The organism is Pseudomonas sp. OIL-1, assembly GCF_010669185.1.
In the GTDB taxonomy this organism is placed as follows: Bacteria; Pseudomonadota; Gammaproteobacteria; order Pseudomonadales; family Pseudomonadaceae; genus Halopseudomonas; species Halopseudomonas profundi.
In genome coordinates, this window is sequence record NZ_CP048629.1 from 3831908 (window position 1) to 3846615 (window position 14708).

14 protein-coding genes are annotated in these 14708 nt (G+C 58.6%); all 14 read right to left on the minus strand.

Annotated elements, in window-relative coordinates:
- Positions 1 to 275: 275 nt before the first annotated feature.
- The 14 genes from G3M63_RS17590 to G3M63_RS17655 all read right to left on the minus strand — a co-directional run bounded on the left by G3M63_RS17590 (position 276) and on the right by G3M63_RS17655 (position 14629).
- Entirely contained in the window at positions 276 to 1004 is a 729-nt protein-coding gene (locus G3M63_RS17590) for a nitroreductase (protein ID WP_163983964.1), read from the minus strand.
- A gap of 37 nt (positions 1005 to 1041) precedes the next feature.
- Entirely contained in the window at positions 1042 to 1806 is a 765-nt protein-coding gene (locus tag G3M63_RS17595) for a MaoC family dehydratase N-terminal domain-containing protein (protein ID WP_163983965.1), read from the minus strand.
- A gap of 2 nt (positions 1807 to 1808) precedes the next feature.
- A complete protein-coding gene (locus G3M63_RS17600; protein WP_163983966.1) occupies positions 1809 to 2567 on the minus strand; it encodes a 3-hydroxybutyrate dehydrogenase in 759 nt (252 codons plus the stop codon).
- A gap of 11 nt (positions 2568 to 2578) precedes the next feature.
- Positions 2579 to 4561, minus strand: coding sequence for an AMP-binding protein (locus G3M63_RS17605; protein ID WP_256669867.1), 1983 nt, complete (start codon positions 4559 to 4561; stop codon positions 2579 to 2581).
- Complete coding sequence (locus G3M63_RS17610) at positions 4561 to 5547, minus strand: branched-chain amino acid ABC transporter permease (protein WP_163983967.1); 987 nt, start codon at positions 5545 to 5547, stop codon at positions 4561 to 4563. Before G3M63_RS17610 ends, G3M63_RS17605 begins: the two co-directional genes overlap by 1 nt.
- A gap of 3 nt (positions 5548 to 5550) precedes the next feature.
- Positions 5551 to 6438 carry a branched-chain amino acid ABC transporter permease gene (locus G3M63_RS17615; RefSeq protein WP_150299197.1) on the minus strand — a complete coding sequence of 296 codons (888 nt, stop codon included), beginning with the start codon at positions 6436 to 6438 and terminating at the stop codon, positions 5551 to 5553.
- A gap of 50 nt (positions 6439 to 6488) precedes the next feature.
- Positions 6489 to 7724, minus strand: coding sequence for an ABC transporter substrate-binding protein (locus G3M63_RS17620; protein ID WP_150299198.1), 1236 nt, complete (start codon positions 7722 to 7724; stop codon positions 6489 to 6491).
- 58 nt (positions 7725 to 7782) lie between these two features.
- Entirely contained in the window at positions 7783 to 8493 is a 711-nt protein-coding gene (locus tag G3M63_RS17625; protein WP_150299199.1) for an ABC transporter ATP-binding protein, read from the minus strand.
- Positions 8490 to 9254: an ABC transporter ATP-binding protein gene (locus G3M63_RS17630; RefSeq protein WP_150299200.1), complete on the minus strand. Its 765-nt coding sequence runs from the start codon at positions 9252 to 9254 to the stop codon at positions 8490 to 8492. Before G3M63_RS17630 ends, G3M63_RS17625 begins: the two co-directional genes overlap by 4 nt.
- 311 nt (positions 9255 to 9565) lie before the next feature.
- A complete protein-coding gene (locus G3M63_RS17635) occupies positions 9566 to 10054 on the minus strand; it encodes a MarR family winged helix-turn-helix transcriptional regulator (RefSeq protein WP_150299201.1) in 489 nt (162 codons plus the stop codon).
- 62 nt (positions 10055 to 10116) lie between these two features.
- The gene (gene aliB, locus G3M63_RS17640; RefSeq protein ID WP_150299202.1) at positions 10117 to 11256 is read right to left on the minus strand and encodes a cyclohexanecarboxyl-CoA dehydrogenase; all 1140 of its coding nucleotides are present in this window, start codon (positions 11254 to 11256) and stop codon (positions 10117 to 10119) included.
- Between the two features lie 111 nt (positions 11257 to 11367).
- Entirely contained in the window at positions 11368 to 12150 is a 783-nt protein-coding gene (locus tag G3M63_RS17645; protein WP_150299203.1) for an enoyl-CoA hydratase-related protein, read from the minus strand.
- A 15-nt stretch (positions 12151 to 12165) separates the two neighbouring features.
- Entirely contained in the window at positions 12166 to 12933 is a 768-nt protein-coding gene (locus tag G3M63_RS17650; protein WP_150299204.1) for an SDR family NAD(P)-dependent oxidoreductase, read from the minus strand.
- 31 nt (positions 12934 to 12964) lie between these two features.
- Entirely contained in the window at positions 12965 to 14629 is a 1665-nt protein-coding gene (locus tag G3M63_RS17655; RefSeq protein WP_150299205.1) for an AMP-binding protein, read from the minus strand.
- Positions 14630 to 14708: the final 79 nt, after the last annotated feature.

The window sequence follows — 14708 nt, forward strand, 5'->3', positions numbered from 1 at the left end:
TAGAAACACATCAAGGAATGACAGAACGATCCAGATTAACGCGCTGAAAATAAAGCCATAACCTATATTTTTTATCTCTCGCAAAACAGCTAAACGTCAGATCCAGCCTTATTTAATATCAAGATCATTACATATATATTTAGCAGTTATTGTTGCTCGCTGAGCAGCTTGAGCGTTTGAACCGGCAACAGTCGGCCGACCGGTCTCACGCAGCCATTGCACGGAGCGGTCCAGACAAACTCGTCAACGGCGCAGTCGCCCGCGCCTCAGGCAAACTAGCTGGACACAGAAGTTGTCCGGTTGGTGCTAACGTTCGTTGCCTGGCTCTGCGATTCAAAGCCATGAAACGAACTGAAGGATTCCACCGGTGCGCGAAGCGTTCGCAGGGAGTTCTCGGGGGCGGTCTCATCCTCGTAGCCGAGCGATATGCCACAAACGAGGAGATGTTCATCAGCTAGCGGCAAATGCTGCCTTACTATTGGGTGATACCAGGCAAACGCAGCCTGCGGACAGGTATGCAGCCCCTCGCCGCGGGCAGCTAACATTAGGTTTTGCACAAACATACCCAGATCCATGTAGCTGCCCGTGTTCAATCGCCTGTCCAGGCTGACAAAGATGCCAACTGGCGCGTCGAAGAATGAATAGTTGCGAAGCTCCTGCTGCTTTCGTGCATCGAAGTCCTGGCGATCAATCCCCAGCTTCTCGTACAAGCCGAAACCCGACGCACGCCTCCGGCCCAGATAAGGCTCAAACCATTGGTCCGGGTAATAAGCATACTCCGGGTCCATTCCTGCATCCGGATCCTGAGCGGCGGCCATGATGTCATTGCTCAGTGCCATCTTTTCCGCCCCGGCAACCGCATGCACCTGCCATGGCTGGATATTGTTGCCGCTGGGTGCGCAGGCAGCCAACTCCAGAATGCGCTCAACAGTCTCCCTGGCGACCGGCCGCTGGGTAAACCGGCGGACTGACTTGCGGGTTCGTATCGCTGTTTCAATATGCACTGACGACTCCTCACTCTTGTGGTATTCCAGAGACTTCTCAACCTATCTCGGCACGCGCCCTTATCCGGACTTGTCCCTGGCTGCCCAGCAGCCACCATTCGCCGGGACGGCCACGCTGCTCAATCCGCAGCCTGTCACCGAGGGGGATCGGCGACACGAATCGCGCGCCGAACTTTCTGAGCTCGCCAGCGGGTAACTGGCTGCCTATGAGGCCCATGCCCAACATGCCCTGGGCAAATACATCCACATGCCCCGCTCGCCTCGCAACCACCGGATCCAGATGCACGGCGTTATGGTCCCCCGAAGCATCGGCAAACGCCTGAATCTGCTGGCGGCTCACTGTCGTGACTATCGGCGGCAACTCGGCGGCGTCATCGGCAACCACAGCGGCACCCCGAGCAACGGGCTGTTCAATGGCGACATAAATACTGCGCATCTCGCACACCAGCGCACCGTCCGGCTCGTACAGAGCGGTGTGCTTATGCAGCAAATCAAAGCGCGGTTTCTCGATTACCTCGCTGAGGGTCGATGTGGTGGTGTAAAGCACTCCCGGCTGGAGCGGTCGGCGATACATAAAATGCTGTTCACCGTGCAGCAGCTGATGGGCCTGCAGGCCTGTCAGCGCAAACAACTGATCAACCAGCCCATGATCCAACTCAGCACTGAACGCCAGGGTTGGAGGCAGACCGTCGCTGGACGCAGATGCACCAAGGGCCTGCGCCAACTGTTCGGCCCGCTCCACGGAAAAGGACCAGCTCAGCTCAGGAAACCGGTAGTCCCTCAGCCGCTGCAGATCCGCCATGACTACCAGCCACCGGAAACGCTGAGCGATTCGCCGGTGATCCCGGCTGCAGCGCTAGAGGCCAGAAACACGGCGCAGTCCGCTATTTCGCTGGGCTCAAGCAGACGCTTCAACGGCTGCCGCGCGAGAATATGCCTTTGCAGCGCCTCATCTTCGGTGATGCCATCCTGGGCAGCCAGCTGCGGCAGCTGCCGCTCGACCAGAGTGGTACGCACTGCACCGGGCAGGATGGCGTTGACGGTAATACCCTGATTGGCGGTTTCCAGGGTAAGGGTTCGCGTCAGGCCGATCAGGCCATGCTTGGCAGCGATATAGGCGCTTTTATAAGGCGACGCCAACTTGCCATGGACCGAGGAGATATTGATGATGCGACCGCTCTGCTGCGCCAGCATGCCGGGCAGCGCATGCTTGCACATCAGAAACGGGCCGGTAAGCATCACACCCAGCAGCAAATCCCACTTCTCCAGCGGGAAATCCTGCACCGGCGAGATGTGCTGCAGACCGGCATTGTTGACCAGCACGTCCACGGCCGGACGCTCCGACAGTAGTTGCTGATAAAAGGCCGTAATCTGCTCCTCGCTGGTCACGTCGACGGCAAAGGCTCCAGCGTTAGGCAGCTCGCTGGCGGCCCGCTGCGCCGCTTCGAGATTGATATCACAGAGCGCGACATAGGCGCCCTGCGCGGCAAACGCCCGCGCGATGGCGAGACCGATACCCTGCGCCGCGCCTGTCACCACTACCGTGCGATTAGTCTTGGTCATGGTCGAATTCCTCAGGCCGCCGATTTTTTGCAGGCGCGGATATCAGACAGTGCGCTGGGATTATCCATCGACGACAGATCGCCGGCCTCAAGCCCCAGGTAAGCCGAACGAATGACCCGGCGCATAACCTTGCCGTTTTTGGTTTTCGGTAATTCACTGACGTAATGCAGACGTTTGGGGCGCATGGCCTTGCCAAGCCGGCTGCCGAGCAGCTCGAAGAGCTCAGCTTCCAGATCCGGAGATTGCTGCGTGCCCGGGTGCAGCACCACAAAACACACCGGCGCCTCGCCTTTGATTTCATCCGGCACGCCAATAGCACCTGCCTCCAGCACCTGCGGATGGCTGACCAGAATGGACTCCATCTCCGCCGGGCCGATGCGCTTGCCGGCTACATTGAGGGTGTCGTCGGAACGGCCGGTGATGGTCCAGAAACCCTCCTCATCCCGAATGGCCCAGTCGCCGTGTACCCAGGTATCAGGGAAGCGGTCGAAATAGGAGTTCTCGTAACGCTCGGGTTCCTGCCAGAAGCTGCGTGTCATGCCGATCCAGGGCTTAGCCAGAGCCAGCTCGCCGAGCACCTGCTCCACCGGGTTCCCTTCGGTGTCGCGGATTTCCGCGGCCATGCCCGGCATGCGACTGTTGAATGTGATCGGGGAGATAGGTTTGAGCAACACGTTGCTGAGGATACCGCCGCCGATTTCTGTGCCGCCGGCATAGTTGATGATCGGATAGCGACCCTGGCCTACCACATCGAACAACCACATCCAGGGCTCGGGGTTCCAGGGCTCGCCGGTCGAAGCGAAGGCTTTCAGTGCGCTTAAATCATGATTTTGTGCAACCGCATCGCCGTGCTGCATCAGTGAGCGAACCAGTGTTGGCGACACGCCGATATGCGTGGCCTGATGGCGCGCTCCGATCTGCCAAACGCGGTCTGCCTGCGGGTAATCCGGCGAGCCTTCATACAGTACGGCGCAGGCGCCATTGATCAGACCGCCGAACACCACCACCGGGCCGGTCAGCCAACCCATATCCGAGATCCAGAACAGCCGGTCGTTCTGTCCGACATCCATGCACAGGCCGACATCCAGCGCTGCCTTGAGCGGGAAACCGGCGTGCGTATGGACCGCGCCCTTGGGTTTGCCGGTGGTGCCGGAGGTGTAGATGATCATCATCGGCGACTGGCTATCGACCACCGCGGTCTGACACTGGCTACCGTCGCATGCCTGCACGCTGGCGAAATCGACATCCCGCGGGTTCCACTGCACCTCACGACCCAGTCGGCGTACCACCACCATTTGTTCCAGTCCCGGACACAGATCCGCCGCCCGGTCGGCTTCCTCCTTCATGCGAATAACCTTGCCACGGCGCAGGAAGCCATCAGCAGTGATAAGCGCCTTGGCGCCGCTGGCATTGATCCGCGCCGCCAGCGCTTCGGCGCCGTAACCGGAGAACGCCGGGGTAAAGATTGCACCCAGCTTGATGATCGCGAGCAGTGCAACGACTGTCTCCACCAGCATCGGCATATATACGGCTACACGGTCGCCGGTCTTCACGCCCAGCTCACTCAAACCCTGGGCAACGTTGTTAACCTGTTGGGCCAATTCGCCGTAGCTGATCTCGCGAACCTCGCCGTCTTCGCCTTCCCAGATCAGCGCCTGGCAGCCAGCCTGTTGAGGGTCATCTGCCCAGCGCTCCAGTGTGCTACGCAAAATATTCAGTCGTCCGCCGGCATACCACTCAGGGTGTTTGATACCGCCGGCATCGTTCAACGCCGTGTCGTAGGGCTTATCCCATACGATGCCGAGACGTTGCTCCAGCGCCTGGGCAAACCATTTGGGGTCATTCGTGGAGCGCTCGAGAAAGCGTTCGTAATCCGTCTCGCCCTCTGCCTGCATCCACTGGTGCAGCCGGGTTTTCTGGATCATGTCAGCAGTGGGCGTCCAGACAGCAGAAGTCTTCATCTCGATCTCCGGGAATCTTGTTTGAATATTCATTAGCGGAAGTTCCTTGTTACCAACAGCTTCAGCCAGCCCACGACTCCTGAACGGAAACACAGCACGCAGATCACGAAGATGCAGCCGAGAATCGGCGCGCCCCATGTACCCAGCGGCGATTGCGACAGGACGTGCTGCAGCGACACCACGATCCCGGCACCAGCGAAGGGACCGAGCAGCGTGCCGACCCCGCCCAATAGGGTCATAAGCACGACCTCACCGGACATATGCCAGTGGGCGTCCGTCAGCGTCGCAAGCTGGAACACAATGGCCTTGGTCGAGCCGGCCAGACCTGCGATGGCTGAGGAGATAACAAAGGCCAACCACTTGTAGCGATTCACGTCGTAACCAAGTGAGGTGGCGCGCGGCTCGTTCTCACGTATCGCCTTGAGGATCTGCCCAAAAGGCGAATGCACGACTCTGAGTACCAGTGCGAAGCCCGCCACTGTGATCGCCAGCACGAAGTAGTACATGGCGAGGTTGTCAGACAGATCAATCACGCCCAGCAGCTTGCCGCGACTGATGCCATGCAAACCGTCCTCACCGCCGGTAAAGGGCGATTTGAGGAACAGGAAGTACAGCATCTGCGACAGCGCCAGGGTAATCATCGCGAAATAGATGCCCTGCCGCCGGATGGCGATAGCGCCGAACACCGCACCCACTGCCGCCGCCGCCAGTGTTCCTGCCAAGATGGCCAGCTCTGGACCGATTCCTGAATGCTCACTCATCAGATAGCCCGTGCAATACCCGCCCATGGCCAGAAAGGCGGCATGACCAAAAGAAAGCAGACCGGTATAGCCGAGCAGCAGGTTGAAGGAGCAAGCAAACAAGCCGAAGCACAGCAGCTTCATCAGAAACACCGGATAGGCGACCCAGGGTGCAACCAGCCCGATCGCGATCAGAGCCAGATAGAGATAGCCGACCCGGCGACGCTGACGCACCTGGCGCTGTTCGGTAAGGTTGAGGTCGAGTGTCTTTGCGTTCATGGTTTATGCCTCTTTGCCGAACAAGCCGTTGGGACGGACCAGCAGAACCAGAACCATCACGAAAAAGATCACCGTACTGGCCGACTCCGGCCAGAACACCTTGGTCAGCCCCTCGATCACCCCCATCGCCAGACCGGTGAGAATGGCGCCCATGATCGAGCCCATCCCGCCAATGACCACGACGGCGAACACCACGATCAGCAGATTCGAGCCCATGCCCGGAGAGACTGAATAGATAGGCGCCGCGAGCACTCCGGCAAAACCGGCCAGGGCTACGCCGAAGCCATAAGTAAGCGTCGTGAGCAGCGGCATGTTGACGCCGAATGCCTGCATCAACTGTGGCTTCTCCGTGCCGGCGCGCAGATAGGCCCCGAGACGCGTCTTCTCGATCATGAACCAGGTGAACAGACACATGCCCAGACCCGCCACCAGCACCCAGGCGCGATAGGTCGGCAGGAACATGAAGTCCAGTTTGAACCCACCCTGCAGCGCAGCGGGAATTGGATAATTGGCGCCGGACACCCCGAAGAAGTTGACGAAGCTGCCCTCGATGATCATCGCCAGCCCGAAGGTCAGCAAGAGTCCGTAGAGGTGATCAAGGTGGGCGATACGGCGTAGCAGAAAGCGCTCGATGAGGATACCGATGGCACCAACCGTCAGTGGCACCAGAGCCAGCGCCACCCAGTAGTCGATGTTCAGGTATTGCAGAAACAGCAGGGCGCCGAATGCACCGAGCATGTACTGAGCGCCGTGCGCAAAGTTGATGATGCGTAACAGGCCAAAGATAACCGCCAGGCCCAGACTCAACAGCGCGTAAAAAGCGCCATTGATCAGGCCTAGCAGCAGCTGGCCAAACAACGCAACCAAAGGCACACCGAGTATTGTTGTCATTATCAGTCGTCTCCCCTCGGGAAGCCGGGCTCAAGGCCCGGCCCGGCAGTTCAGTTATTGACGAGCTTGCATTTGCTCTCGGAGAGCGGCAGGAAGGCTTCGTCGCCTGGAATCACGCTTTTGGTCTCGAACAAATCCCATTCGGACGTCGAATCGCCAGGCGCTTTTACCTGCATCAGATACATGTCGTGCACCATGCGGCCGTCTTCGCGCACACGCCCGTCCTTGGCAAACATGTCGTTGATGGGGGTCTTGATCATGTGCTCACGAACCGCCTTGGGATCATCCGATCCGGTGGCTTCCACTGCCTTGAGGTATTGCGTGGTACTGGAGTACATACCGGCCTGCACCATGGTCGGCATATTTCCGGTGCGTTCGTGGTAGCGCTTTGCCCAGGCACGCGAGTCATCGTTCATGTCCCAGTACCAGCCGGACACAAACTGCGTGCCCTGTGCGGTTTCCAGGCCGATCGACTTGATATCAGTGATGAACACCATAAGGCTGGCCATGGTCTGACCGGCGTCCATCAGACCGAACTGCTGAGCGGTAGAAATGGCATTAACCAGGTCGGAGCCGGCACTGGCCAGACCCACGATCTGCGCGCCCGAGGCCTGAGCCTGGAGTACGTAGGATGAGAAATCGCTGGTGGGGAATGGATGCCGTGCCTTACCCAGAACCTGCCCGCCATTCTCCGCGACGGCCTTGGACACCTGCTCTTCCATGGCATGGCCGAAGGCGTAGTCGGCACTCAACAGGTACCAGGTCTTGCCACCATTGGCGACAATCGCCTTGGCCGCACCGTTCGATACTGAGTAAGTGTCGTATACGTAGTGGATATGGTTGGGTGTGCAGTATTCGTTGGTCAGGCTGGCCGCCGCTGCAGTGGAGACGATGGCGAAACGGTTTTTCTCTTCAACCAACCGGCTTACCGCGATCGCGACGGGGGACGCATTCAGACCGGCAATCAAATCCACCCCGCGCCGATCGATCCATTCCCGGGCCGTGTTGGCACCCAGATCCGCGTTGTTCTTGTGATCGGCCTGAAACAACACGATCTTCTTGTCGCCTACCTTGTTGTCGAAGTCCTCGACCGCCATGCGAATCGCTTCATAGCCGCCCGGGCCGGCGAGATCGCTGTAGGGACCGCTCAGGTCGTCCAGATAACCAATGCGTACTTCGTTATCGCTGACATTGGCCTGGGCAGAGGTCGCAGCCAGTCCAGCAAACAGACCGATGGCGATCGCTTTGGCCAGACGGGAAGCCCGGAGGGATTGAGTTGCTGACATGTGATTCTCCATTGCTCCAACATGGGGAGCTATTGTTTTTATACATGGATGGTGCGGTTTAAACGCCGAGCATGGCGTTCAGTTGATCTCGTTTTCCTGCAAGCTCGGCTGCGCTGAAGTTATCGATTACCTGGCCGTGCTCTATCAGGTAATGTCGATCAGCCAGGGGCGCAGCAAAGCGGAAGTTCTGTTCAACCAGGACGATGGTCATGCCGCGGCGCTTGAGCTCCAGCAGTACCTCGCCTAGACGCTCGACAATCACTGGCGCCAGACCTTCGGTAATCTCGTCCAGCAACAGCAGCTTGGCGCCGGTTCGTAGAATGCGAGCCATGGCCAGCATCTGCTGCTCACCGCCGGACAGGCGCGTACCCTGGCTCTTGCGCCTTTCATACAGGTTGGGGAACATCTCGAAGAGCTCATCCAATGACATACCGCCGCTCGCCACAGTGGGCGGCAACAAGAGATTTTCCTCTACCGACAGACTGGCGAAGATGCCCCGCTCCTCTGGGCAAAATCCGACGCCCAGACGGGCAATCCGATGCGCTGCGACATTCAGGGTTTCGCGTCCATCGATCATGATCGAGCCGGTACGCCGATCGACCATATTCATAATGGCTTTCAGTGTCGTGCTGCGGCCTGATCCGTTGCGCCCGAGCAGTGTTACCAGTTCGCCGCGATTCACCTCCAGATTGATACCGTGCAGGATGTGCGACTCGCCGTAGAAGGCGTGCAGATTGTTGATCAGCAGTTGTGCTTCAGGACGACTCATGCGGGCTCCTCCTCGGTTTCTTTGCCCATATAGGCTTCGCGAACCAGCGGATTAGCCGAAACGGTGTCGTAATCGCCTTCGGCCAACACAGCGCCACGAGCCAGTACGGTCAGGCGGTCACACAGGCGGCTCACGACGCTGAGGTTATGCTCGACCATGAGGATGGTCCGGCCCACCGCCGCACGCCGTATCAGCTCAACCACTGCATCCACGTCCTCGGCGCCCATGCCCTGAGTCGGCTCATCGAGCAGCATCACCGTTGGCTCAAGCGCCAGGGTCGTGGCCAGCTCAAGGGCGCGTTTACGGCCATAGGGCAACTCAACGGCCAGCGTCGTGGCGTAGCTTTTCAACCCCACTTCTTCCAGTAAGGCCATGGCCCGATCGTTCAGCTTGTCCAGACGATTTTCCGGCACCCAGAAGTGAAAGGAATTGCCTTCGACCCGCTGCAACGCAACACGCACATTTTCCAGCACAGTCATATGGCCGAATACAGCCGAGATCTGGAAGGAACGCACCAGACCCTGACGCGCGATCTGATTGGACTTGAGCGAGGTGATCTCGCGACCCTCATACAGAATGGTGCCGGAGGTCGGGACCAGGAACTTGGTCAGCAAGTTGAAGAAGGTGGTCTTGCCGGCACCATTAGGGCCGATCAACGCATGGATGTGGCCCTTCTCCACCTGGAGGTCGACATGGTCCACGGCGGTGAAGCCACTGAATATTTTGGTGAGACCCTTGGTCTCGAGTATGAGGTCGCTCATTTCTGATTAACTCTCTGCTGGGTGATAGTTGTTTTTATTCAACCGAGCACTACGCCCAGGGGATATGGCCGTAGAAAGTCGACTCGCATGCACTGGCAACAAATCTGCCAACGTCATTACCCGAGCCCTGAAATCAGGAACCGAGCGCCGCGATACAAGCTGACCCGGAACGCAAATCCAGATTATGACGGGCATTGATTAATGTCAACATCATTACCTTAATTTAATTAAAGGCAAAAAAAGACCGGCAAGAAAGGCCGGTCAGAAGGGAATTCTTTCAATGCTTTAGTGCAATCACAGCCGCACAGTCACTATTCCTTTATCAGCTGTTCGACCTCTGGCCGGGCGCTTTCAAGGGAGACTTCCGACAGGTCTGTCTGAACCCGATTCAGGTAATGCAAAAGACTCACGGAATCGTCGAAAGGCAGGCTTTTCAGGCCCTGCGCATAAAACTCGTAGATTCGTTCCTGTAGCTGTTCCCAGTACAGACGCCCGTGCTCGGTCATTACTACCAGCCGGGCCCGCCCATCATCCGGATGCGGTATGCGCAATACGTGCTTGTCGCGCTCCATGCGCTTGAGCACCCCGTCCAGGCTCTGCCGGCTGACGACGAGATATTCTGTCAACTTGTTGAATGAAATACCTTCTTCGTATCCCTGCCGTGAGAGCGCTCCGAGCACCGCCCATTGCACGGTACTGATGCCCATTTCATTCTGAACCTGACGCTGCAGCGTGTTCCCCGTCTGGAACAGGCGGAAAAACAGCCTATTCGCTATTCCGTCTCGTTCATCGTGTTGCATAGGTTCCGTTGCTCCGGTATCCGGTCAATTCGGCCAGCTCCGCATACCGCAATAGCGGAGCTTCATTTTTTCAATGTTTCGCGGGCGATGATGTTCTTCATGATCTGTGCCGTGCCATCGCCGATCTGCAAGCCCTGTACGTCGCGCAGTCGCTGACCGAAGGGCAGGTCTTCACCGTAACCGGTATGACCGTGCGCCAGCAGGCACTGATTGATCACGTCAAAGGATAACTTTGGCCCCCACCACTTGTTCATTGCCGCTTCGGTGCTGTGCGGCAGCCCGCTGTCTTTCAGCCACAACGCATTAAAACACTGCAATCGGGCAGCATGCACGAACGTCTGGTATTCGGCCAGCGGATGAGTCAATCCCTGGAAACCTGCCAATGGCTGACCAAAGGCCTGACGCTGGGTCAGCCATTGCCAGGTTTCGTCCAGCGATACCTGGGCCAGGGCCAGACACTGCAGGCCGATCAGGGCGCGGCTGTAATCGAAGCCCTGCATCACCTGCTTGAAGCCTTTGCCTTCATCGCCGAGCATATTCGCCGCCGGCACTTCGACATTATCAAAGAAGATCGAACCGCGGCCAATAGCGCGCTGCCCGGCGTCCTCGAACCGCGTCGTGGTAATACCCGGCAGATTCATCGGCACCAGGAAGGCGCTGATACCATTGGCGCGCTGCTCGACGGTGCCGGTACGGGCAAAGACAACCGCTACGTCAGCCTGATCAGCCATGGAAATGGAGGTCTTTTCACCGTTGAGTACAAAGGCATCACCGCGCCGTTCGGCCTTGAGCCGAAGGTTGGCAGCGTCAGATCCGCCATGCGGTTCGGTCAGCGCAATGCAGACCACCTTGCGGCCTGCGGTAATCTCAGCCAACCACTCACGCGCCAGCTCCGGCGCAGCGTGGCTGGCGATGATCTGGCCATTAAGTGACGCTAGCAGCGGGATGTAGCCGACGTTGAAATCACCCTTGGAAATCTCTTCGATGATGACACCGCTGGTCATGCAGTCCAGATCGCTGCCGCCGAATTCCGATGACAACTCACCACCCAGAAAACCCATCTCGCCCATCTGCTGGATGGTTTCGCGCTCGATCCGGCCTTCCTTGTCCCGCCGGCGATACCCTGGGGCGAGCACGTCGGCGCTGAAGCGCGCAACACTTTCGCGGATGGCGTTCTGTTCGTCACTGAATGCAAAGTTCATATCGTATCTCCAAACCCGGCTGCCAGACTCTGTTGACCTTTCACAGCGAAACGCGGAGAAAGGTCAACAGACTCTAATGTTTGCCGGCGGCGAACCACCGGCATCACGCTGTTATTTATAGAATTTGCGGAAGTCAGGCTTGCGCTTTTCGAGGAACGCTTTGCCGCCTTCCTTCGACTCGTCAGTGTCGTAGTACAGACTCAGCGCCTGCATACCCAGGGCACCTATACCGGCGATGTTCTCGCTATCGGCATTGAACGAGCGCTTGGCGATGGACAGTGCTGTTGGGCTCTTCTCGAGAATCTCGTCGCACCACTTCTGCACTTCGGCATCGAGCTCGGACTGGGGCACAACCGCGTTGACCAGGCCCCATTCCATTGCCTGCTGCGCGGTGTACTTGCGGCACAGGTACCAGATCTCCCGGGCGCGTTTTTCGCCAATCACGCGGGACAGATAGGCGGTACCGAAGCCCGGATCCACCGAACCGACCTTGGGACCCGCCTGACCGAAGATGGCGTTATCCGAGGCGATGGTCAGATCGCATACCACGTGCAGCACATGGCCGCCGCCGATCGCGAAGCCGTTAACGCGGGCGATGACCGGCTTGGGCACCTGGCGGATCAGTGTCTGCAGCTCTTCCACCGGTAAACCGATGATGCCACGACCGTCGTACTGACCGTCGTGCGCGCCCTGATCACCACCGGTACAGAAAGCCTTGTCACCGGCACCGGTGAGCACGATGACACCGATGCTCTTGTCCCAGCCAGCGCGATTGAAAGCATCCAGCAGCTCCATGCAGGTCTGGCCGCGGAAAGCGTTGTAGCGCTCCGGGCGGTTGAGCGTGATGGTCGCGACGCCGTCTTTTTCTTCGTAGAGGATATCTTCGTAGTTCATGTTGTTTTTCTCCTGTTAGCCGGCCATGGTCAGGCCGCCGGACACACTGATCACCTGGCCTGTAATGAAATTCGCATCGTCGCTGGACAGCAAAGCAATGATGCCGGGGAAGTCTTCTGGCTGACCGAGGCGACGCATCGGCACAGCGTTCTTGAATGCTTCGAGCAGCTTCTCGGGGTTGTTCGCAGTGTCCGCGACGCCCTTGAGTAACGCGGTGTCCGTCGGGCCGGGGCACACCACGTTCACGGTGACGTTCTTGGTGGCCAGCTCGCGCGCCAGGGTCTTGCTCAGACCCACCAGACCCGCCTTGCATGCGGCGTAAACTGCTTCACCGGAGGAGCCGACGCGCGCTGCGTCGGACGCAATATTGACGACCTTGCCGCCGCCCGCCTCGAGCATTTTCGGCAGCACCACGTGGTGCATATTCAGCGCACCGGTCAGGTTGATGGCGATGAGCTGCTCCCACATCTGCGGCTCGGTCTTGAGGAACGGCATGAAGCGATCAAAACCAGCGTTATTGACCAGCACTGTCGGCACGCCGAAGTCCGCTTCGATTGCCGCGACGGTGGTTTCGATCGCTGCGTAATCGGTGATATCCGCTGCGTAGGCCTTGGCCTTGCCACCGTTCTCAATAATCAGATCTACAGTGGCCTGGGCCGCTGCCTGGTCGCGATCAAGCACTGCGACATTGCACCCTTCCTCGCCAAAGCGAGCACAGACTGCGCGACCGATTCCGCCACCGCCGCCGGTGATGATGACCGTTTTCCCATTAAGACCTTTCATAGCAAACCTCTCTGCAGCTTGGATTGAGCGCTCAGGCCCGTTTGGCCGGTGCGATTTGAACGTTCTGCGCCAGCTCGCGCAGCTTGAATTTCTGGATTTTTCCCGATGGCGTGCGGGGCAATTCCTGCAGCACCTCCAGATACTCCGGCAGGTAATTGCGTGATACGCCCTGCTTGGAAAGGAAGGCAGCCACTTCGTCGAGCGTGAGGTCGGTATATCCGTTATGCAGGGTCACGTAGGCGCACATCCGCTCGCCAAGGCGCGAATCCGGACAGCCCACCAGGGCGACCGCGGAAATGCCGGGGTGCTTGTAAAGCAGGTTCTCGATCTCGACCACCGGAATGTTCTCGCCACCGCGGATGATCACGTCCTTGGTGCGGCCGGTGATACGGATGTATCCATCCGCATCGATGGTCGCCAGATCCCCGGTGGCGAACCAACCCTCGTCGTCCACGCTGTACAGCTCTGGCCGCTTGAGGTAACCCACAAACAGGCTTGCGCCGCGGACCAGGAGATTGCCTTCCTGCCCTGCGCCCATCTGCTCGTGCTGGTCGTTTTCAATCTTGACCTCCGTGAAAGGCAACGCCACGCCATCGGTAGTGCTCCAACGCGAGGCGTCATCCTCCGGACGGGTCATAGTCACGGCACCGTTCTCGGTCATGCCCCAGGCGGAAATGATCCTGGCAGGCAGCACGCCAGCGGCACGCTCGACCAGTGCGCCGGGAATGGGCGCTCCGGCGGAAACGAAGATGCGCAGGGAATCGAGATTGCCGGTAGCCGTCGGAGCGGTGTCGATCAGGTCGGCCAGGAACGGCGTGGAGGCCATGGTAAAGGTGGGCTTCTCGGCCGATGCGATGCGGCCAAAAGCTTTCGCATCCCAGATATCCTGCAGCACCACGCGCGCTTTCAAATAGACAGGCATCAGCACGCCATACAGAAAGCCTGTCTGGTGCGCCATTGGCGAGGACATCATGACCACATCATCAGCATTCAGATGCAGGCGCTCGGCATAGGGCCGCACATTGCTGAACAGGGTATTGGAGGTATGCAGAACGCCCTTGGGCTCACCGGTAGTGCCGGAGGTAAACAGAAGCTGGATGACATCGTCTGCCGACGGCTTGCGCTCGGCGAAGAGCGCCGCGGTGTCGGCCTCCTCTTCCCAGGCGCGCTCCAGCAGCACCTTCTCGAAACTGTCTTCACCCTGGCCGTCAATCACCAGAACCTGTTTGAGGTTTGGCAGGTCGGCACGAATATTGGCGGCCATTTCCGCATAGTTAAAGTTACGGAAAGATTGCGGCACGACCAGTACGCGCGTTTCGGCGTGGGCCAGCATGAAGCGCAGCTCGCGTTCGCGGAAAATCGGCATTAGAGGATTGAGCACCGCACCGATGCGCACACAGGCCAGGTTCAAAGCAATCATTTCCCACCAGTTAGGCAACTGACAGGACACCACTTCACCCTTCCCTACACCGAGCGCCGCCAGGCCTGCGGCCATGCGGGTGACAATGCTATCAAGCTGACCGTAGGTGAGCTCCCTGCGCTCATCGCTGGCGACTCGATAGCCGACCACGGCCACTGCGCCAGGTGTCTGGGCGACGATTTCGTCAAGATAGTCAGTAATGATCATGTCATTCCACGCACCACTACGGATCATTCCGGCACGACGTTCAGTAAAGCCATCTGTTGTTATTTTCATCACTATCTCCCGAGAGAGTGGCGGTTCTTTTATGTGCAGGTCCTGGCACTCAATACGTGCTGCCTGTTGTTCAAAACAT